The sequence below is a fragment of the Streptomyces sp. JK94 genome (assembly GCF_053613315.1).
Map to the genome: position 1 here is coordinate 104,542 of NZ_JBSICH010000011.1, position 20,168 is coordinate 124,709.

At 74.0% G+C, this 20,168-nt stretch carries 18 protein-coding genes; 11 read left to right on the top strand and 7 right to left on the bottom strand.

The annotated features are described in order from the left end of the window. Positions 1 to 4: 4 nt before the first annotated feature. The 3 genes from ACVV2G_RS10990 to ACVV2G_RS11000 all read left to right on the top strand — a co-directional run bounded on the left by ACVV2G_RS10990 (position 5) and on the right by ACVV2G_RS11000 (position 3,490). On the top strand, positions 5 to 1,015 hold the full coding sequence (locus ACVV2G_RS10990) for a carbohydrate ABC transporter permease (protein ID WP_453842621.1): 1,011 nt from the start codon (positions 5 to 7) through the stop codon (positions 1,013 to 1,015). Between the two features lie 12 nt (positions 1,016 to 1,027). Next, a complete protein-coding gene (locus ACVV2G_RS10995; RefSeq protein WP_453842457.1) occupies positions 1,028 to 1,939 on the top strand; it encodes a carbohydrate ABC transporter permease in 912 nt (303 codons plus the stop codon). A 111-nt stretch (positions 1,940 to 2,050) separates the two neighbouring features. Beyond that, positions 2,051 to 3,490: a GH1 family beta-glucosidase gene (locus ACVV2G_RS11000; protein ID WP_453842458.1), complete on the top strand. Its 1,440-nt coding sequence runs from the start codon at positions 2,051 to 2,053 to the stop codon at positions 3,488 to 3,490. A 178-nt stretch (positions 3,491 to 3,668) separates the two neighbouring features. Here the strand turns inward: ACVV2G_RS11000 and ACVV2G_RS11005 are convergent, their stop codons facing one another. From ACVV2G_RS11005 to ACVV2G_RS11015, 3 genes are all read right to left on the bottom strand, one after another. Then, positions 3,669 to 5,141 carry a glycoside hydrolase family 18 protein gene (locus ACVV2G_RS11005; RefSeq protein WP_453842459.1) on the bottom strand — a complete coding sequence of 491 codons (1,473 nt, stop codon included), beginning with the start codon at positions 5,139 to 5,141 and terminating at the stop codon, positions 3,669 to 3,671. A gap of 136 nt (positions 5,142 to 5,277) precedes the next feature. Beyond that, positions 5,278 to 6,885, bottom strand: coding sequence for a sensor histidine kinase (locus ACVV2G_RS11010; protein ID WP_453842460.1), 1,608 nt, complete (start codon positions 6,883 to 6,885; stop codon positions 5,278 to 5,280). Beyond that, on the bottom strand, positions 6,882 to 7,622 hold the full coding sequence (locus ACVV2G_RS11015; RefSeq protein WP_453842461.1) for a response regulator transcription factor: 741 nt from the start codon (positions 7,620 to 7,622) through the stop codon (positions 6,882 to 6,884). Before ACVV2G_RS11015 ends, ACVV2G_RS11010 begins: the two co-directional genes overlap by 4 nt. Before the next feature lie 108 nt (positions 7,623 to 7,730). Between ACVV2G_RS11015 and ACVV2G_RS11020 the strand changes: the two genes are divergently transcribed. After that, on the top strand, positions 7,731 to 8,333 hold the full coding sequence (locus ACVV2G_RS11020; protein ID WP_453842462.1) for a hypothetical protein: 603 nt from the start codon (positions 7,731 to 7,733) through the stop codon (positions 8,331 to 8,333). Between the two features lies 1 nt (position 8,334). Here ACVV2G_RS11020 and ACVV2G_RS11025 read toward each other — a convergent pair whose 3' ends face one another. Next, positions 8,335 to 9,204 (bottom strand): spermidine synthase, encoded by an 870-nt coding sequence (locus tag ACVV2G_RS11025; protein ID WP_453842463.1) that lies wholly within the window; start codon positions 9,202 to 9,204, stop codon positions 8,335 to 8,337. A 44-nt stretch (positions 9,205 to 9,248) separates the two neighbouring features. Continuing rightward, on the bottom strand, positions 9,249 to 9,632 hold the full coding sequence (locus tag ACVV2G_RS11030) for a hypothetical protein (RefSeq protein ID WP_453842464.1): 384 nt from the start codon (positions 9,630 to 9,632) through the stop codon (positions 9,249 to 9,251). 296 nt (positions 9,633 to 9,928) lie between these two features. Between ACVV2G_RS11030 and ACVV2G_RS11035 the strand changes: the two genes are divergently transcribed. Further along, positions 9,929 to 11,464 (top strand): NsdA family TPR-like regulatory protein, encoded by a 1,536-nt coding sequence (locus ACVV2G_RS11035; RefSeq protein ID WP_453842465.1) that lies wholly within the window; start codon positions 9,929 to 9,931, stop codon positions 11,462 to 11,464. A 530-nt stretch (positions 11,465 to 11,994) separates the two neighbouring features. Here ACVV2G_RS11035 and ACVV2G_RS11040 read toward each other — a convergent pair. Then, complete coding sequence (locus ACVV2G_RS11040; RefSeq protein WP_453842466.1) at positions 11,995 to 12,591, bottom strand: histidine phosphatase family protein; 597 nt, start codon at positions 12,589 to 12,591, stop codon at positions 11,995 to 11,997. 193 nt (positions 12,592 to 12,784) lie between these two features. Here ACVV2G_RS11040 and ACVV2G_RS11045 point away from each other — a divergent pair, with 193 nt between their 5' ends. From ACVV2G_RS11045 to ACVV2G_RS11060, 4 genes are all read left to right on the top strand, one after another. After that, the gene (locus ACVV2G_RS11045; RefSeq protein ID WP_453842467.1) at positions 12,785 to 13,750 is read left to right on the top strand and encodes a phosphatase PAP2 family protein; all 966 of its coding nucleotides are present in this window, start codon (positions 12,785 to 12,787) and stop codon (positions 13,748 to 13,750) included. Then, entirely contained in the window at positions 13,647 to 14,849 is a 1,203-nt protein-coding gene (locus tag ACVV2G_RS11050) for a hypothetical protein (protein WP_453842468.1), read from the top strand. Before ACVV2G_RS11045 ends, ACVV2G_RS11050 begins: the two co-directional genes overlap by 104 nt. After that, positions 14,840 to 16,438, top strand: coding sequence for a hypothetical protein (locus ACVV2G_RS11055; RefSeq protein WP_453842469.1), 1,599 nt, complete (start codon positions 14,840 to 14,842; stop codon positions 16,436 to 16,438). Before ACVV2G_RS11050 ends, ACVV2G_RS11055 begins: the two co-directional genes overlap by 10 nt. Positions 16,439 to 16,608: 170 nt before the next feature. Next, positions 16,609 to 17,892, top strand: coding sequence for an AAA domain-containing protein (locus ACVV2G_RS11060; RefSeq protein WP_453842622.1), 1,284 nt, complete (start codon positions 16,609 to 16,611; stop codon positions 17,890 to 17,892). A 524-nt stretch (positions 17,893 to 18,416) separates the two neighbouring features. Here the strand turns inward: ACVV2G_RS11060 and ACVV2G_RS11065 are convergent. Beyond that, the gene (locus ACVV2G_RS11065) at positions 18,417 to 18,848 is read right to left on the bottom strand and encodes an ATP-binding protein (RefSeq protein ID WP_453842470.1); all 432 of its coding nucleotides are present in this window, start codon (positions 18,846 to 18,848) and stop codon (positions 18,417 to 18,419) included. A gap of 277 nt (positions 18,849 to 19,125) precedes the next feature. On the opposite strand from ACVV2G_RS11065, the gene ACVV2G_RS11070 reads away from it, so the two are divergent. Together ACVV2G_RS11070 and ACVV2G_RS11075 are read left to right on the top strand one after the other, a co-directional pair. Next, positions 19,126 to 19,917: a helix-turn-helix domain-containing protein gene (locus ACVV2G_RS11070; protein WP_453842471.1), complete on the top strand. Its 792-nt coding sequence runs from the start codon at positions 19,126 to 19,128 to the stop codon at positions 19,915 to 19,917. A 9-nt stretch (positions 19,918 to 19,926) separates the two neighbouring features. Then, positions 19,927 to 20,121, top strand: coding sequence for a DUF397 domain-containing protein (locus ACVV2G_RS11075; RefSeq protein ID WP_404219377.1), 195 nt, complete (start codon positions 19,927 to 19,929; stop codon positions 20,119 to 20,121). The last annotated feature ends 47 nt before the right edge of the window (positions 20,122 to 20,168 follow it).

The window sequence follows — 20,168 nt, forward strand, 5'->3', positions numbered from 1 at the left end:
CGGAATGACCACCCGGCACGACACCGCCGCGCCCCCCTCCGAGGGGGGCGCGGCCCCGGGCCGACCGCCCGGTGACGCGGTCTCTCCCGAGGCGTCGAAGAAGCGGGCCCGGCTCTCCCGCCGCTGGCAGCGGGACCTGCGCTGGAGCCCGTACGCGTTCGTCTCGCCGTTCTTCCTGCTCTTCGCCGCGTTCGGCCTGTTCCCGCTGATCTACACCGGCTGGGCCTCGCTGCACACGGTGGAGCTGACCGCGCCCACCGACATGGAGTGGGCGGGCCTGGACAACTTCACCAGGATCTTCGACGACGAGTTCTTCTGGAACGCGGCGCAGAACACGCTGACCATCGGCATCATCTCCACGGTGCCCCAGCTGCTGATGGCGATGGGCATCGCGCACATCCTCAACTACAAGCTGCGCGGCTCCACCTTCTACCGCGTCGTGATGCTCGCCCCGTACGCGACGTCGATCGCCGCCGCCTCGCTGGTCTTCGTGCTGCTCTTCGGCCGCGACTACGGCATGATCAACTGGACCCTGGACGTGATCGGCCTCGACAAGGTCGACTGGCAGAACGACACGTGGCCGTCCCAGTTCGCCGTCTCGTCGATCGTCATCTGGCGCTGGACCGGCTACAACGCGCTGATCTACCTGGCGGCGATGCAGGCGATTCCGCAGGAGCTGTACGAGTCGGCGGCGCTGGACGGCGCCAGCCGGTGGCGGCAGTTCCTCCACGTCACGCTGCCCCAGCTGCGTCCGACGATCCTGTTCACGGTCGTCGTGTCGACCATCGGCGCCTCCCAGCTGTTCGGCGAGCCGCTGCTGTTCGACGCCAACAAGGGTGCCTCCGGCGGCTCCCAGCACCAGTTCCAGACGCTCGGCCTGTACCTGTACGAGCAGGGCTGGATCAACCAGCACCTGGGCCGCGCCTCCGCGATCGCCTGGACGATGTTCCTGATCCTCATCGTGATCGGGATCGTCAACTACGTCATCTCGCGCCGGCTGCGCGCCAGTAGTTAAGGAGAACCGGCCGTGACGACGACCCTGACCAAACCCCCGGCCGACCCGGTGCCCGACCCGCCCCGGCGTCAGCGGCTCCGGTCCAAGTCGGCCCGCGCCGGCGGGCAGATGCACGCCGGCCCGATCGCGTACGTCATCCTCGTCCTGTTCACCGTCGGTTCGCTGTTCCCACTGGTGTGGACGGCGATCGCCGCGTCGCGGGACAACCAGCGCCTGGCCCAGACGCCGCCGCCGTTCTGGTTCGGCGGCAACCTCTTCGACAAGATCGAGATCGCCTGGACCGACGCCAACATGGGCGAGGCCATCCTCAACACCACGATCGTGGCGGGGATTTCGGCGGTCACCGTCGTCTTCCTGTCGACGATCGCCGGTTTCGCCTTCGCCAAGCTGAGGTTCCGGGGCCGCAACGCGCTGATGCTGATCGTGGTCGGCACGATGATGGTGCCGCCGCAGCTCAGCATCATCCCGCTGTACATGATGGTGGCCAAGCTGGACTGGACCGACCAGCTCCAGGCGGTGATCTTCCCTTCCCTGGTCAGCGCGTTCGGCGTGTTCTTCATGCGGCAGTACCTGCTCCAGGCGCTGCCGGACGAGATCATCGAGGCCGCCCGGGTGGACGGCGCGAGCAGCTGGCGCGTGGTCTGGCACGTGGTGTTCCCGGCGGCGCGGCCCGCGATGGCGGTGCTGGGCATGCTGATCTTCGTACAGGTCTGGAACGACTTCCTGTGGCCCTTCCTGGTGCTGACGCAGAACGGCAACCCGACCGTGCAGGTCGCGGTGGCGGGCCTCGGCCGGGGCTTCACCCCGGACCAGGCCCTGATCATGGGCGGCGCGCTGCTCGGCACGCTGCCCCTGCTGCTGGTCTTCGCGATCTTCGGCAAGCAGATCGTGGGCGGCATCATGCAGGGCGCCGTCAAGGGCTGACACCCCACCACGGGGGCCGGGTCACCGCCGCCCCGGCCCCGTCCTCCCCCCTCGTCCTTCCCACCCGACGGTCTTCCACGACCCGCCCCGAGCTGCTATGGGAGCGCTTCCATGCTTGAGTCCGCAACGCCGGTGACCCCGGTGACCTTCCCCCCTGCCTTCCTCTGGGGCGCCGCCACCTCGGCGTACCAGATCGAGGGCGCGGTGCGGGAGGACGGCCGTACCCCCTCGATCTGGGACACCTTCAGCCATACGCCCGGCAAGACGGCCGGCGGGGACACCGGTGACATCGCTGTCGACCACTACCACCGCTACCGCGACGACGTGGCGCTGATGTCGGAGCTGGGCCTGGGCGCGTACCGCTTCTCCGTCTCCTGGTCCCGGGTGCAGCCGACCGGCCGCGGTCCCGCCGTCCAGCGCGGCCTGGACTTCTACCGCCGCCTGGTCGACGAGCTGCTGGCCGCGGGGATCAGGCCGGCCGTCACCCTCTACCACTGGGACCTGCCGCAGGAACTGGAGGACGCGGGCGGCTGGCCCGCGCGGGACACGGCGTACCGGTTCGCCGAGTACGCGCAGATCGTCGGCGAGGCGCTCGGCGACCGGGTGGAGCAGTGGATCACGCTCAACGAGCCGTGGTGCGCGGCGTTCCTGGGCTACGCCTCCGGGGTGCACGCCCCCGGCCGTACCGACCCGGCCGCCTCGCTGCGCGCCGCGCACCACCTGAACCTGGCGCACGGCCTGGGCACGGTGGCCCTGCGTTCGGTGATGCCGGCGCGCAACTCGGTGGCGATCAGCCTCAACACCTCCGTCGTGCGGCCGCTGTCGCAGCAGCCGGCGGACCTGGCGGCGGCCCGGAAGATCGACGACCTGTCCGGCGGCATCTTCCACGGCCCGATCCTGCACGGCGCCTATCCGCAGACGCTGCTGGAGGCGACGGCGCCGGTCACCGACTGGTCGTTCGTGGAGGACGGCGACCTGGGTCTGATCCGCCAGCCGCTGGACGCGATCTGCCTCAACTACTACACGCCCACCGTGGTGTCGGCGGCCGACGCCGACTCGCGCGCCCCGCGCGCCGACGGCCACGGTTCGAGCGACCACTCGCCGTGGCCCGCCGCGGACGACGTGGCCTTCCACCAGCCGCCGGGCGAGCGCACGGAGATGGGCTGGAGCGTCGACCCGACCGGCCTGCACGAGCTGATCATGCGGTACAACCGCGAGGCCCCGGGCCTGCCGCTGTACATCAGCGAGAACGGTGCCGCCTACGACGACAAGCCCGGCGCGGACGGCACGGTGCACGACCCCGAGCGGGTCGCCTACCTGGACGGCCACCTGAAGGCGGTCCGCCGGGCCATCGCCGACGGCGCCGACGTGCGCGGTTACTACCTGTGGTCCCTGCTGGACAACTTCGAGTGGGCGTACGGCTACGAGAAGCGGTTCGGCGCGGTGTACGTCGACTACGTCTCCCAGCAGCGCACGCCGAAGTCGAGCGCCCTGTGGTACGGGCAGGCCGCCCGCACGGGGACGCTGCCGCCGGTGGATTCGGTCCGGTAGACCCCGGTCCGAGGGGGGGCGGGGGCGGGGCGCGGCAGCCTACGGGGGGTGCCGCGCCCCGCCGTCCCGGTTCCCCGGTGACCGGTGGGGCGGTCACCGGTCACCGGTGGAGCGGTCACCGGTCGCCGGTGGAGCGGTCACCGGTCGCCGGTGGGGCGGTCACGGGTGGGCGGGACGGTCACCGGTAGGCGGCGAAGGCCTTCGTGAAGGCGCCCTCCTCCTGGGCGATCGAGCTGCACGTCGCGTCGGCCGCGGGCTTGGGGCCGCCCGGGCAGGCCTTGTCGCGGGTCGCGGACCACATCGACAGCGGGCCGAGGCCCTTGGACTGGGCGAACCGCACCAACTGGGTGGCGTCGTCGACCCGGAAGACCTCGGACACGACGTCGTTGACGCCGATCATCGGGGTGACGGCGACCGTCTTCCAGGCCGCGCTGTCGGACAGGCCGAGCACTCCCTTGATCTGGGCCTGGGTGGCGGTGGCGGCCTGCTCGGCGTAGGTGCCCATGTCGCCGCTGTAGGCGGGGCCGTAGTCCATCGCCATGATGTTGACGTGGCCGATCCGCACGCCGTTCGCCTTCGCGTCGGCGAGGAGGTCGACGCCCGCCTGGGTCAGGCCTTCGGGCATGACGGGGAGGGTGAAGGAGACGTCCAGGTCCGGGTGCTGCTCCTGCAGGGCCGCGACGGCCTGCGCGCGGCGGGTGTTGGCGGCCCGGTCGGGCAGTGCGCCGCCCTCGACGTCGAAGTCGACCTTCGTGAGGCCGTAGGTGTCCACGACCTTGCCGTACGCCGCCGCCAGCGCGTTCGCCGACGTGCACGTGGTGGCGAGTTCGGAGCCGGTCGCTCCGCCGAAGGAGACGCGGACGTCACCGCCCTCGGCGCGCAGCGCGCCTATCTGGCCGGCCACCGCGTCGCTCGCCAGGTCGGTGACGCCGCCCCACTTGGGGGTGCAGCCGCCGCCGTCCGTGACGAAGGCGAGGTGGTAGTCCGTCACGCCGGTCGCCTCGGCGTGCGCGATCAGGTCGAAGGCCGGGTAGAGGGAGGTGTCGACGTAGGGCGCGAAGCCGGCGTCGCCGCCGGTGCCGGTGCCGGGGGCCTCGGTGGGGGCCGGGGTGGTGGGTGCTTCGGTCGGTGTCGGCTGCGCGGTGGCGGTGGCCGTGGGGGCCGGGGTGGGTGCCGAGGACGCCGGGGGTTCGGTCGGGCGGCCGCTGGGCTCCGGGGTGGCGTCCTCGTCCGTGGAGCAGGTGGCGCCGTCGATCCGGCAGGCGGTGGGATCGCCCGTGCCGTTGACGACGAAGCCGACCGTGACGGACTCGCCGGCCCTCAGGCCGTCCGTGTCCCACACGGGCGGGGTCACGGTGACGTGCCGGCCGCTGACGGTCGAGCCGGCGTTCCACAGCGACCCGAGCTTCGACCCGGACGGCAGGTCGAACTCCAGCGTCCAGTCCGTCTTCGGCTGCCCGCTGTTGTTGGTGACGACGTACTGGGCGGTGTAGCCGGTCGGCCACTCGCTGGTCCTCGTGTACGCCGCCCCCGCTCCGGCGGCTTGCGCGGTGCTGGTGAACATCAGCGCGCCACCGCCGGCGACGGCCGCCGCGACGAGAGCGCCGATCGCCTTGTTCCTGCCACTGATCCTGCGCCGGTGGGTGCTCATCACGTGCCTGCCTTCGCTGTTCACGGGTCCCGCCGGGGGGGGAGGGCCACGCGGGATGGGGTGCGGCAGCACGCTAGCGAGCCGGAATCGGGCAAAGGGCTTGATCCGGACGGAGCTTGGCGGTCTTAGGGTGCGCTTAAGGGAGGGATCGGGACCGATTAAAGGTGGGGCCGGCCCGGGGGCCGCGGCGGCGCCGCACGGTCCCCCGGTGCCCGCGCCGGGCCGGCGCCGCCCGGCCGTCGAGCTGTATCCAGATGCGCACCTCGGTGCCGCCGAGCACGGAGGAGCCGATCCGGACGTCGCCGCCCGTCGACTCCGCCAGCCGGCGCACGATGTCCAGGCCGAGCCCGGTCGACCCGTCGGTGCCCGAACCCCGGCCGCGGGCCATCGCGGCCTCGGGGTCGGGTATGCCGGGGCCCGCGTCCGAGACCAGCACGATCACCGCGTCCTCGCCGTTGTGCAGGTCGACCGCGAAGGCCGTGCCCTCGGCGGTGTGCCGGAAGACGTTGCCGAGCAGAGCGTCGAGGGAGGCGGCCAGGTCGGTGCGGGCCACGGGTATGCGCACCGGCCGGTCGGCGCCGGCCACTCGCCACTTGCGGCCCTCGTCCTCGGCGAGCGCCGACCAGAACCCCATCCGCTCCCGGACGACCTCGGCCGCGTCGCACCCGGCGCCGGGACCGGCCGCGGCCGTCTGCGGCTTGGCGTCCCGGGCGGTGCGGATGATCGTGTCGACCTCGCGCTCCAGTTGTTCGACGGCGGCCCGGGTCTGGTCGGCGGCCGGCCCGTCGCCCAGCGAGGCCGCGTTGAGCCGCAGTACGGTCAGCGGGGTACGGAGGCGGTGGGACAGGTCGGCGGCCAGTTCCCGTTCGTTGGCCAGGAGCTGGACCACCTGGTCGGCCATGGAGTTGAACGCGACCGCCGCGAGCCGCAGTTCGTTCGGCCCCTCCTCCGGCACCCGTGCCCCCAGCTTCCCCTCCCCCAGTTCGTGCGCGCCCTCCACCAGGCGCTGCGCGGGCCGCACCATCCGTACACCGAGCCGGTCGGCGACCGCGACCGAGCCGACGATCAGGGCGGCGCCGACCCCGGCGAGCACCGCCCAGGCCGTGCCGACGCCGTTGGTGACCGCGGACTCGGGGACGTACACCTCGACGACGGCGATCTCGCCGGAGCTGAGCGCGACCGGCTGGAGCAGCGTGAACCCGCCGGGGACCTCGGCGGTGGAGGCCCGGCCCATCTCGCGGACGGCGGCGATGTCCTCGTCCTCGGCGCGCTGCCGTCCGATCCCGGCGCCGGGGGCCGCGCCGTCGTCCGCGCCACCCGTGCCGCCGCCCGTACCGTCGGCCGCGTCGTCCGTGCCGCCGCCTGTGGCGTCGTCCTTGCCACCGTTCGCGCCACCGTTCGCGCCGTCCGTACCGTCGGCCGCGTCATCCGTGCCGCCACCCGTGGCGCCGTTCGCGCCGCCGTCCGTGGCGTCCGTGGCGTCCGTGCCGTCGGCCCGCGCGCCGGAGGCCGGCAGGTGCACGGCCATCCCGGCGTCGGAGCCGGCGGAGGCGACGACGCGTTCCAACTCGTCCCGGTCGGTGGTGATGGACAGCGCCGGCGCGACGGCGGCGGCCTCCCGCTCGGCGCCCGCGAAGGCGCGGTCCCGGGCCATCTCGCGGATGACGAGGCCGAGCGGGACCGCGAAGGCGACCACGACCATCGCGGTGACCGCCAGGGACACCTTGACCAGCGCCCATCTCATCGCGGCGGCACCGCCCCGCCGGGCCCCGCGAGCGGCCCGGCGGCCGGCCCCGTGGGCGGCTCCAGCTTCACGCCGACACCGCGCAGGGTGTGCAGGTAGCGGGGCCGGGCCGCGGTCTCGCCCAGTTTGCGCCGCAGCCAGGACAGATGGACGTCGATGGTCTGGTCGTCGCCGTAGGACTGCTGCCAGACCTCGGCGAGCAGCTCCTTGCGGGGGACGACGACTCCCGGCCGTCCGGCCAGGAAGGCGAGCAGGTCGAACTCACGGCGGGTCAGGTCGAGCCGGGCACCGTCCAGTTCGACCTGGCGACGCAGCGGGTCCACGGTGAGGCCGCCGACCCGCAGGACGGTCGACGGCGCCGCCTCCGCGGGGCCGGACCGGGCGCGGCGCAGGACGGCCGCCATCCGGGCCGACAGGTGCTCGACGGAGAACGGCTTGGTGAGGTAGTCGTCCGCGCCCGCGTTCAACAGCCGTACGACCTCCGTCTCGTCGTCCCGGGCGGTGGCGACGATCACGGGCACGTCGGTGATGCCGCGCAGCATCTTCAGCGCCTCGGAGCCGTCCAGGTCGGGCAGTCCGAGGTCCAGGACCACCACGTCGAAGCGGAAGTGGGCGACCTCGCGCAGCGCCTCCAGTGCCGTACCGACGCTGCGCACGGTGTGTGAGGCGTCGGTCAGGTGCCGGATGAGCGCCGAGCGTACGAACTGGTCGTCCTCGACCACGAGCACACTTGCCATGGGCGGCACCGTACGCCATGCGGGCGAACCCGGTGCGGGCCTGTGGACGACCGCGGCCCGCCCCCGTGGGGGCGACACGCGTGGGACGCGTGGGGCAGTATGGCCGCGATGCGCAGAGGACTCGTACACGTACTGGCCTGGCTGCTCGCCACCGGCGCGGCGGTCACGCTGTCGTGGTGGGGCGTGCACACGGTGATGGCGGGCACGGCCTACGACGCGCCCCGCGCGCTGCCCATCACGGCGGCCGACGCGTCCGGGCGGGACTCCCACGAGGCGGACGGCGCCGGGGACTCGGAGCCGTCGGTCTCCTCCACCCGACGGCCGTCGCCGTCGCCGTCGTCGGCGTCGGCGTCGGCGTCACCGTCGCCGACGCCGTCGGGCAGTCCGTCGCCGTCCCCGAGCGGGACGCCCCGGCAGCCGGGTCCCACGCCGTCGCGGACCGCGACGGCCGGCGCTCCCGCCGCTCCCGACCGCTCCCCCGCCGCCTCCGGCCGTGTCAGGAGTTACGACACCGACGGCGGTCGCGCGGTCTTCGACCTCGGTACGTCCTCCGCGTCCCTGGTGTCGGCGACGCCGGGCGCGGGCTGGTCGATGCAGGTGTGGAAGACGGAGTCGTGGATCCGGGTGGAGTTCACCTCGGGCACGGACCGGGTGTCGGTGTTCTGCACCTGGCACGACGGCCCGCCGCGGGTGGAGATCGGGAGCTACTGAGTCACTGGAAGACGGAGGCCGGCGGGGCGGGCGAGGCCACCGCCGCCGCGTCCGTCACGGGTGCGGCGCCACCGGTGAAGTCGGTCAGCGCGCGGCCGTGCTCCACGCGCGCCGGGTGCGGGTCGCAGGCGGCGCGGCGGGTGAGTTCGGCGACCGGCAGCGGGTGGTCCGAGGCGACGAGGACCGCGTTGCCGAAGCGCTTGCCGCGCAGCACAGCCGGGTCGGCGACGAGGGCGACTTCCGGGAAGCGGTCGGCGGCGGTGGCGATCTGGCCGCGCAGGTGGGCGAGGGGCGGGCCGTCGGCGATGTTGGCGGCGTAGACCCCGCCGGGCGCGAGGGCGCGCCGGACCTCGTCGAGGAACTCGGTGGACGTCAGGTGGGCGGGTGTCCGGGCTCCGCTGAACACGTCCGCGACGACCAGGTGCGCCCAGCCGTCGGGCACCTTGGCCAGCCCGGCGCGGGCGTCGGTGGAACGCACCCTGATACGCGCGCCGGGGTCCGGGGGAAGCTCCCGGCGCACCAGCCGCACCAGGCCCGCGTCGCGTTCGACGACCTGCTGCGTGGAGCGGGGCCGGGTGGCGGCGGTGTAGCGGGCGAGGGTGAAGGCGCCTCCGCCGAGGTGGACGGCCTGGACCGGCTTGCCGGGGGGCGCGGCCAGGTCGATGACGTGACCGAGGCGGCGCTGGTACTCGAAGGACAGGAACGCGGGGTCGTCGAGGTCGACGTGGGACTGCGGGGCGCCGTCGATCAGCAGCGTCCAGGCCCGGGTCCGCTCCCGGTCGGGGACCAGCTCGGCGAGCCCGCCGTCGACGTTCTCGGTGACGGCCTCGGCGGCTGCGCGCCCGCGGCGGGCGTTCCTGGACTTTCCCATCGGGCCATTATCGGACCAGTTCGCTCACCGGACGGCGGGGCGGCTCAGCGGCAGCTGTCCGCGGCCTCGATCAGCCGGGCCGCCTCGCCCAGCGCTGCCCGCAGGACGGCCGGATCGGTCGCGAGGTCCGCCCCGCCGGGCGGCAGCAGCCAGTCCGACCCCTCGACGGGGGGCTCGGGGCCCGGGTCCAGGCTCAGGCCGCGGCCGTCCGTCTCCGTGCAGGTGCTTCCCGGCACGTCCCAGGCGGCGGCCGTGCCGGAGGGCACCAGGAACCCCAGGGTGTCGCAGCCGTCGTCGTGGATCACCGGTCCCACTCCCTCACCGGTGGCCCGCCTGAGGATGTCGACCGCCTCCAGACCCTGCCGGGTGGGCACGGTCACGACGTCGCAGCCGTCACAGGGGGGATCGCTGACTGGTCTGGTATCCATCCCGGCCTCCACCACGGAACTCCTCCTCGAGCGAGCGGATCGGGAGTCGGGGGCCTCCCGGTCCACGGGGTTCAACGCGCCGGACGGTCAACGGCTACGGCGGAAATCAGCCGCAAAGGATGGCACTTCATGGCAGATCGTGGAGGGAATATCCGATTTGTAGTCAAACACTGCGTAGCGACTCCGTCACAACAGGTACGTTCTTGCTCGCCGGAAGCAGGGCGGCGGACGGAGGTGTCCGGACAACTCGTCCCGTCTCCGGCATGGTTCGACGGTTCGCACGAGAGGACCCGGCCATGGCGTCGTCGACGGTGACCTCCGCCCAGCCCGACCGGCCCCCGCGGCCCAACCTCGCCTTCCGGCGGTTGCGCGGGAAGCGTTCGCCGGCCGAGTTCGCGGCGGCGGTGCGCCGGGCCGCGCGCGAGATCGGCGAGCGGGTCAGCTGCGACGCGCGCTACGTCGGCCGGGTCGAGGCGGGTGAGATCCGTTGCCCCAACTACGCGTACGAGCGGGTGTTCCTCCACATGTTCCCCGGCCGCACGCTCACCGACCTGGGGTTCGCGCCCCGCTCGTCGGTGCGCGGGCGGCGGACGCGCACCGCCGAGGACACGCCTCCGGCGCGCGCCGGGCGGGCGCCGCGCGCCACGAGTGAGACACGAGGGACGGACGAGCCGTACGGCACTCCGCACGACGCGCCGTACGCAGCCCCGCACGACACGTCGTACGGCACTCCGTACGACGTGCGGGGGCCGCACCACCGGCACCACGCGTACCACCGGCACCACCCGTACGGCTTGGACGACGAGACTGAGGAGAGCGACGTGCTGCGTCGCGCATTCATGACGAGCGGTGCCACGGTGGCCGCCGCCTCGCTGGGCCCCGTGGGGCTCGCCCTGGACGCCGCGGCGGCGGGGCGGCCCGTGCGCCGGGCGGGGGCGGGCGACGCGGGCGCGCTGGAGGAAGCCGTCCGCCGGATCCGGCTGCTCGACGACCGGCACGGCGCGGACGGCCTCTACCGGCGGGCGGCGGCCCCGCTGCGCACGGCCTACGCGCTGCTGGACGCCGGCGCCACCCGGCAGGCGACGGCCGACCGGCTCTACGCGGGCGCCGGTGAACTGGCGATCTCCGTCGGCTGGCTGGCGCACGACTCCGGACGCTTCGACGATGCGCGCTCCCACTACGCCGAGGCCCTCGCCATCGCCCGTATGACCGGCGACCCGGGGCTGGAGGCGCACGCCTTCTGCAACATGGCGTTCCTCGCCCGCGACGCCGGGCGTCCGCGCGAGGCGGTACGGGCCGCCCAGGCCGCGCAGCGCATCGCCCGCCCGCTGGGCTCGGCGCGGCTGATGTCCCTGCTCGCGCTGCGTGAGGCGGGCGGCTGGGCGGGGCTCGCCGACCGTGTCGGCTGCGAGCAGGCGCTGGCCCGCGCCCAGGCCTTCTTCGGGCGGGGCACCTCGGACGCCGACCCCGAGTGGATGAGCTTCTACGGCGAGGCCGAACTGCAGGGGCTGGAGGCCCAGTGCTGGTCCACCCTCGGCGACTGGCCCCGCGCGGCCCGGCACGCGCGCCGGGCGGCCGAGTCGCAGGACCCGCACTTCACCCGCAACCTCGCGCTGTACTCGGCGGAACTGGCGGACGACCTGGCCCGCGGCGGTCGCCCCGACGCGGCGGCCGGGGCGGGCCTGCGGGTGCTGGACCTGCTGGGCGAGGTCCAGTCCTCGCGCATCCACACGATGCTGGCGGGCACGGCCCGGGTCCTGCTGCCGCACCGGCGGGCGTCGGGGGTGTCGGCCTTCCTGGAACGCCACGCGTCCCTGCCGCGGACGGCCTGACCTTCCGTCACCGCTGTGCGCCGACGGAGGTCGGGCCGTCCCTTCGGCGGCTGCCGCCGGGGGGCGCTGCGGAGGCGGAGGGGTGCCCGCAGCGGGCAGTCACCGGGAGACGCTCCTCACCCCACCCGGTGCCGGGTGAGGCCTGAGCCCTCGTACCCGCCGGACCCGAGACCCGTACGAGAAGGGCTTGAGCCTCCGTACCGCGAGGGCTTGAGCCCCGTACCGGAGGGGCTTGAGACGGGCCCGCGGGAGCGGCGGGCGCGGGGTGACGGGGTCCGGCGCTCGCGGGCGGTGCCTGGGAGCGGAAGCGCTCGCTCGGCACCGGCGCCGCGCCCGCCCCGACGCCTGCGACGCGGGCGCGGCCCCGGAGGCGGCCCCGCAGGCGGGCGCCCGCCTCGGTGATCGAGGCGGGCGCGGGGGCGGACCCGCAGGCGGTCATCGAAGCTGGCCCGGACCCGCAGGCGGGCGCGGCCCGGAGGCAGGCGCCTCGGTCACCGAGGCGGGCGCGCGCGGGGGCGGGGGCGGGGTGGTCAGCTCGCCAGGTGGCCCTGGTCGTTCCAGCTTTCCACCGCCGGCTCCCCGTAGGCCCACCCCAGCACCGAGAGCGACGTCGGGTTCAGGCGTATGCGGGCCGCGAAGTCGATCGGCAGGCCCAGCCACCGGGCGCCGATCGACCGCAGGATGTGCCCGTGGGCGAAGACCAGGACGTCGCGGTCCCGCTCGCGCGCCCAGGCGACGACCTCGTCCGCGCGCGCGGTGACGTCCGCCAGGCTCTCCCCCTCGGGGACCCCGTCCCGCCAGATCAGCCAGCCGGGCCGGGCGGCCCGGATCTCGTCCGGCGTCATGCCCTCGTACGCGCCGTAGTCCCACTCCATCAGCGTGTCCCAGGTCCGGGCGCGCTCGCCGAAGCCGGCGAGTTCACAGGTCTCGCGCGCGCGGGAGAGCGGGCTGGTGCGCACCTCGACGCCGGGCAGCCCGTCGAGCGGCGCCCGGTGCAGCCGCTCGCCGAGCAGCTTGGCGCCGCGCCGGCCCTCCTCCAGGAGCGGCACATCGGTCCTGCCGGTGTGCTTGCCGGACAGCGACCACTCGGTCTGTCCGTGCCGGGCCAGCAGGATGCGCGGTGCCATGAAGGGGCCTTTCCGGGAGGAATGTCATGGGGCACCTCCATCATCGCGCACGCCCCGGGCGGGCAACCCCGGGGGCGATCCCGGCGTCTATCCGGGCCGAGGACGCTCCGTGAAGCGGCCCCGTCAAGGCCGTAGAGTGGCACGTCCGTGTCGGTCCAGGCGCGCGCGAGGACGAAGGGGGAGGGCGATCGGATTGCCGCACACCAAGACACCGGGCACCGGGGCGATCCCGCGATCCCGACCGCGCTGGTGGACCGAGCTGCCGATCATCGTCCTCGTGTACGCGTGCTACTCCGCGGGCCGTCTGCTGGTCCGGGGCGACGTCTCGGACGCGGTCGGCCACGGCCTGGCGATCCTGCGGATCGAGAAGGCGCTCTTCCTCAACGCCGAGCACCCGCTCAACCGCCTCTTCACCCGTGAGCCCTGGCTCGGCGTACCGGCCGACTTCTGGTACGCGTCGCTGCACTACCTGGTCACCCCCGCGATCCTGATCTGGGTCTTCCGCTGCCGCAGCGCCCGTTACCGGGCCGCCCGCACCTGGCTGATGACGTCCACGTTCATCGGCCTCGTCGGCTTCACCCTGCTGCCCACCTGCCCGCCCCGGCTGCTGGACGCGAGCCACGGCTTCGTCGACACGATGGCCCAGTACAGCTCGTACGGCTGGTGGGGCGGCGAGGCGAGCGCGCCGCGCGGACTGGGCGGGATGACCAACCAGTACGCGGCCATGCCGAGCCTGCACGTGGGCTGGGCGCTGTGGTGCGGGGTGATGCTGTGGCGCCACGGCGGCACGCGCACGGCGAAGGCGGCCGGCGTCGTCTATCCGCTGGTGACCGTGATCGTGGTGATGGGCACGGCGAACCACTACTTCCTCGACGCGGTCGCGGGCGCGGCCGTGATGGGCGCGGGGCTGCTGCTGACGCCGTTCGTGCTGCGGACGGCGGACCGGGCGCAGGCCTGGATCGCGGCCTGTTTCACCCCGCGTTCCGCACCGGCCGCACCGGTCCCGGACGGCGCTGGTTCCCCGATTGTCAGTGGTGGATGCCAGACTTCCGCGGGTGACCGATTTCCACGTCAGCGCGAGCAGCGGTTCGGAGCAGGAGCCGAGCCGGACCCCTCCCCCTCGGACGCGGGGGACGAGACTCCGGCACCGGCTCGCTGAGCTGCGCGGTCCCGACGTACCGGCCAAGGCGCTGGACGCGCGGGCCCTGGCCGCCCTCGCCGCCAACCCGGGCTGTCGGCGGCGCGCGCTCCTCGACGGGGCCGGGGTGGACAAGGCGTCGCTCGCCGACGCGCTGGGCTCGCCGGCGGTCTTCGGACAGTCGCAGTTCGCGTTCATGCGGGGCAACGCCTTCGAGGCGCGGGTCAAGGCCGACGGCGGCGCCGAACTGCTGCGGCTCGTGCACGAGAAGCTCGACCGGGGCGCCGAGCCGCCCGCCGGCGCGCGGGTGCCCGACCTGTCGGCGTCCGGTCCCGAGGGCCGCGCGGCGCGGACGTCGCTGGCGCTGCGGGAGGCCACCGGCGCACCCGGCGCGTGGACACTGCTCGACCACCCGATGCTCGCCCTCGACGTCGCCGGTTCCCCCGCGTTCCTGGAGCCGGACGCGGTGGTGGTGCACCCGGACGGGAGCTGGACGGTCGTCGAGATCAAGTCCTTCCCCCTGCTGGACGGCTCCGCCGATCCGGCGAAGGTCGGTGCCGCCGCCCGGCAGGCCGCGGTGTACGTGCTGGCCCTGGAGCGGGTCGCCGCCCGGCTGGTCCCCGTCCCGCGGGTGCGTCACCGCATTCTCCTGGTCTGTCCCGAGGACTTCTCCAACCTGCCCGCCGCCTCCGCCGTCGACGTGCGCAAGCAGCGCGCGGTGACCGACCGCCAGCTGGCCCGGCTGACCCGGATCGAGGACATCGCCGACGCGCTCCCCGAGGGCGTCGGCTTCTCCCCCGAGCTGCCGGCCGAGGAGCTGACGGCCTCCGTCGAGGCGGTCCCGGCGACGTACGCGCCGGAGTGCCTGTCCGCCTGCGAGCTGGCCTTCCACTGCCGTGCCCGGTCCCGCGAGGCCGGTGCGGTGACGTCGCTGGGCCGCCCGGTGCGGGCCGAGCTGGGCGGTCTGTCGACGGTCGAGGACGTGCTGGCGGCGGCCCGCGGGGAGGCCGGCGATCCGGACGACCCGGCGGTGGCGGCCCTGCGCAGGGCGGCACTGCTGCGGGCGGAGGCCCTCGCGGCGGCCGGTGCGGGGACGGGCGGGGTGGCCGGGTGTCGCTGATCACCACGCTCGCCCGGCTGGAGGCCGTGCGCACGGGCCGCGCCGAGCCCGCCGCCACCGTCCGGCACCGGCACCTGTCCGACCGTCCGCTGGTCTTCGTCCCGCTGATCACCGCCGGTGAGGCCGGTGCCCCGCTCGGTGCCCTGGTCGGCACCGACCGGGACGCTCCCCGGCTGCTGGTGGTCCCGCAGCCCCGCGACCGGGACCTGCGCTTCGCGTTCCTGGCCGAACTGGCCGGCATCGTGCTGCCGCACGTCGAGGCGTACGCCGACGATGTCGAGGCGGCCGAGCGCGCCGAGACCGATCCGGAGACGGGCAAGCGGGTCAAGGTCGAGGTCGACCTGTGCGCGGACGCCGCGCAGCTGATCGTGCCGAGCCGGGCGGGTGTCGACTTCGTACGGCTGCTGGGCCGGTCGATGCGGTTCAGGCGGACCGCGGAGCAGGACCCGGAGACGCCGCACCCCGCACCGCCGAGGGTGCCGCTGCTCGGCCGGTGGCTGACCCACTACGGCGAGCGGGCCCGGGTCCCGGGCTCCTCCCTCCTCCTCGCCATGACCGACCTGCTGGGCCGGCACTGGGCGACCGGCCAGTCCACGCTGGAGGACCAGCACCTGGGCGCGCTGCTCGCGTGGATCGACCCGGGCGACGAGGGGCCGACCGGCGCGGAGGCCGCGCGGCGGGCCGAGCTGGCCCGTGACGCCGACGGCCAGTTGCTGTGCCCGCCCGCGGGCCCGGCGACCGACCCGGCGTTCGACAACAAGCTGCTCGCCCCCGCCATCGACCGCTACGACCGTGCCCGCACCGCGCTCGCCGCCGCCGAGGACGGGGTGGAGGCCGACGAACGGCTCGGCGCGCTCACCGCCGCCGAGCGGGAGATCCGCGTCCTGGTCGAGAGCCGTACGCGCCCCACCTGGGACACGGTGTGGCGGGGCCTGGACCTGCTGCGGCAGCTGCCGGCCGGCGCGCACGTGGAGGAGCGCTGGACCCGGGACCGCTGGTCGTTCACGTCCCACCGCGACCGCGTCCTGGCCGGCGAGCCCCCGCAGCCGCGCCGCGACGACGCGGTGACCGCGGCGAACAAGCTCGCCACGCGCGAGCGCGAGCAGGCCCGGCTGGAGGCGCAGGAGGCCTTGGACGATCCGCTGGTGATGGCCGGGCGGCGGCTGGCCGGGGAGGCGTTCGCGGGCGAGGTCACCGATGTCGTGATGGCGTACAGCGAGAGCAAGCGGCCCAGTCCGCGCCCGCTGGTCACGGTGTGCACGGACGACCGGCCGCAGCTGGACGCGCGCGTGAAGGTGTACCGGTCGCTGGGCGGCAAGCCGCAGGCGGCCGAGTTCGTCGGGCAGGAGGACGAGGGGGTGTTCGTCCTGCGGATCGTGGACAAAATGGGCCGCGGCAAGGAGCCCGAGGCCGGGTCGGTTCCCGAGAAGGGCGACCGGGTCTGCTTCACCCTTTTCGAGCACGAACAGCGGGGCGGGGCGAAGCTGCCCGATCCGGAGCAGACCCCGTGGACGCACGGTGGGCCGCCCGGGGAGACGGCCGCCGTACCGGAGGCGGCCGACGCGCAGACGGAGGAGGACGTCCTGTGACCGCCGAGTCCCCCACGGCCCCCGTCGACCGGGCCGCCGCTCCAGCCATCGGCCCGGCCACCGGCCCGGCCACCGCTCCGGCCACCGCTCCGGCCGCCGGCCGGGCTGTCGGCCACTCCGTCGGCCGGGCCTTCGATCCCGGTGCCGAGGCCGCCCGCGCCACCGCCGCGATCCTCCACGACACGCTGCACGGCACCGAGCGCGGTGTCGTCGTCGATTCTCCGCCCGGCGCCGGCAAGTCCACGCTCGTCGTGCGGGCGGCGCTGGAACTGGCCGAGGCCGGCCGCCCGCTGATGGTCGTGGCGCAGACCAACGCCCAGGTCGACGACCTGGTCCTGCGCCTCGCCGAGAAGAACCCCGAGCTGCCGGTGGGACGCCTGCACAGCAGTGACGCCGACCCGTACGACAAGGCGCTCGACGACCTGGCGAACGTTCGCAAGTCGGCGAAGGCCGCCGACCTGGCCGGGCAGGCCGTCGTCCTGTCGACCGCCGCGAAGTGGGCGCACGTCACGGTGGAGGAGCCGTGGCGGCACGCGATCGTCGACGAGGCGTACCAGATGCGCTCGGACTCCCTGCTGGCGGTCGCCGGGCTCTTCGAGCGGGCCCTGTTCGTGGGCGACCCGGGCCAGCTGGACCCGTTCGCGACGGTGGGCAGCGAGCAGTGGGCGGGCCTGTCGTACGACCCGTCCGCCTCCGCCGTGACGACGCTGCTGGCCCACAACCCGTCCCTGCCGCAGCACCGGCTGCCGGTGTCGTGGCGGCTCCCCGCGTCGGCGGCGCCGCTGGTCTCGGACGCGTTCTACCCGTACACGCCGTTCCGCAGCGGCACGGCCCACGGCGACCGGAGCCTGGCCTTCGCGGCGGCGTCGGACGGGTCGGGCCCCGACGAGGTGATCGACGAGGCCGCCCGCTCGGGCTGGGGGCTGCTGGAGCTGCCCGCACGGCACACCCCGCGCACCGATCCGGAGGCGGTGCGGGCGGTGGCGGCGGTGGTCCGGCGGCTCCTCGACCGGGAGGGCGCGGCGACGTCCGAACGCTCGCCCGACCCGGTCCCGCTGACCGCCGGCCGCATCGCCGTCGGCACGGCGCACCGCGACCAGGCGGCGGCGGTCCGGGCCGCGCTGGCCGACCTCGGGGTGACCGAGGTGACCGTCGACACGGCCAACCGCCTCCAGGGCCGCGAGTACGACGTCACGGTCGTCCTGCACCCGCTCTCCGGCCGCCCCGACGCCACCGCCTTCCACCTGGAGACGGGCCGCCTGTGCGTCCTGGCCTCCCGGCACCGGCACGCGTGCATCGTGGTCTGCCGGGAGGGGGTGGGCGACCTGCTGGACGACTATCCGTCCACGGAGCCGGTCCAGCTGGGCACGCCGGTGAAGTTCCCGGACGGCTGGGAGGCGAACCATTCCGTCCTCGCGCACCTCGCGGAGCACCGGGTGGCCTGGCGTCCCTGACCGCCCGTGGCCGCCTGACCACCACTGACCGCCTGACCACCTCCGCCGGCACCCCCGGACGGGCCACCGGCGCCCCCGGCCCGTCCGGGGCGTGCTGCCGGCGTCCGGTGCGCGCCGGACGCGCATTTCTTCCGGGGCACGGGAGGGCGGCGGTGCTGTCCTGGCCGCCGCCGGGCCCGGACGCGGCGGCACCGGTTGCTCCGGCGGCGGACCCGTCCCGGGGCTCCGCGCACGGGGGTGCATTACGTGAGTGACGCGGTCCTCGGCCGGTCGCGGACCGGGCGTGGTGCGCGGCGTGGGCGTCGAGAGGCGGCGTGGTCGGATGCCGCAGCACCATGGGTGCCCGCCACGGCGAGGGCAGTCGGGGTGGGTCTGTCCTTGGGGCGCTCGGATGAGAGGGGGGTGAGCGGTTCGGTGGGAAGTGCTCACGGTTGGCGGAGGGCGTGGTGGCGGAGGGCTGCCGCGACCGACTCCGACCTCCCTGTCCGCACCCGACCTCACGGGTCGGTACGACCGGCCGGGGCTCACGCCGGCCGTCTCGCGGCCGCGGGCTCCGGCCCCAGCTCGCACCACACGTACTTGCCCCGGTTGCCCTCACGGGCCAGCGGCTGCCATCCCCACACGTCTGCGCAGGCCCGCACCAGGGCCAGACCCCGCCCCGCCTCGGCGTCCGGGCCCCGGTCGAAGGGGAGCGGTGGCTCCGGCGGGGACGGGTCCGCGTCCCACGCCCCGATCCGCAGCACGCCCGCCGCCCAGCGCAACCGCAGGGCGGCGGGCCCCTTGGTGTGCCGCACGGCGTTGCCGACCAGCTCCGCCGCCAGCAGCTCCGCGACGTCGACCAGCCGGATCAGCCCGTGCATCGTCAGGATCAGCCGGAGGGTGCGTCGGCAGACGGTGACGGCGCGGAGGTCGTTCGGAATGTAGAGGGAGTACTCCCACGGATCGTTTTCGGGCACGCGGACTCCTTCGGAGACGTGGAGAGGAGTGGGGTGCGGTGGCATTGCCGCAGCCGTCGTGGCAGGACGGAGCGGTGCGCTTCCAACATCCCGCGATCGCAAAGAGTGTTCGTCGCATCACCGAAGGTAGGTCATAGATTTATTACTCGGCAAGCCTGTCGCGTATTCTTGCCCCGAACGAGCCGCCCGAGGGCGCCCGTTGAGCGAGGAGGAAGTTGTGCCGCCGAGACGCACGCCCACAGCACGTCAGGAGCGCCTGGGGGCTGAACTGAGAAGGATGCGGGAAGCAGCAGGACTCAAGGCAACCGAGGCGGCAGCCCTTCTCGGCGTGAACTCCGTCCAGATCAGTCAGATCGAGTCCGGAATCGCCGGAGTGAGCGAGGAGCGGCTACGCCGTCTCGCAGCCAACTACGCCTGTCCCGACGGCGAGTTGATCGATGCTCTGGTAGCCATGGCGACGGTCCGGGTCCGGGGCTGGTGGGACGATTATCGCGGCGTGCTTCCCGCCGCCTATCAGGATCTCGCCGAGTTGGACCATCACGCGACGTTCCGGCGCGATGTGGCGGTCATCCACGTGCCAGGTCTGTTCCAGACGGAGGACTACGCGCGCTCTCTCTTCACCTACATGAACCCGGAGTTCCCCGACCGCGAGGTGGAGCACCGGGTGCACCACAGGATGAAGCGGAAGGTCATCGTCGAGGGGCCTGATCCGATTCCCTACGAGACGTTGATCCACGAAGCAGCGCTCCGGATCAAGGTGGCCGGGCGGGCCGCGACCCGGATGCAGCTCGCACGCATCGCGGAGATGTCCGAGGCCGAGCACGTCACTGTTCGCGTCATTCCGTTCGCACTGGACGACTTCGCGGGAGCCGGCAGCGCCATGGTGCACGTGGGCGCAGCTGTGCCTCGCCTGGACACCGTGGTGCGCGACGCACCGCACGGCACGGCCTTTCTCGATTCCGAAGCCCAACTGGGTCACTTCCGGAAGCTCTTTCGTAGGGTGAGGGACGAGTCACTCTCCCCGGAGCGGTCACGCGACCTCATCCACGACCTGGCCAAGGAGCTGTGAGGAAATCCCATGACCACCCCCACCCAGTGGCAGAAGTCGTCCTACTCCGGCGGCGGTGAGGGCAACGACTGCGTAGAGGTCGCCCACCGCCACCCCCACATAGCCGTCCGCGACTCCAAGACCCCGGACCGGGCCACGCTCACCTTCGCCGCCCCCGCCTTCACCGCCTTCCTCCGCACCCTCAGGACCACCACCGGGGAATAACCGGAGACCCCCTCCTGTTACGCAGCGCAGCGAACCGCGCGATTGTC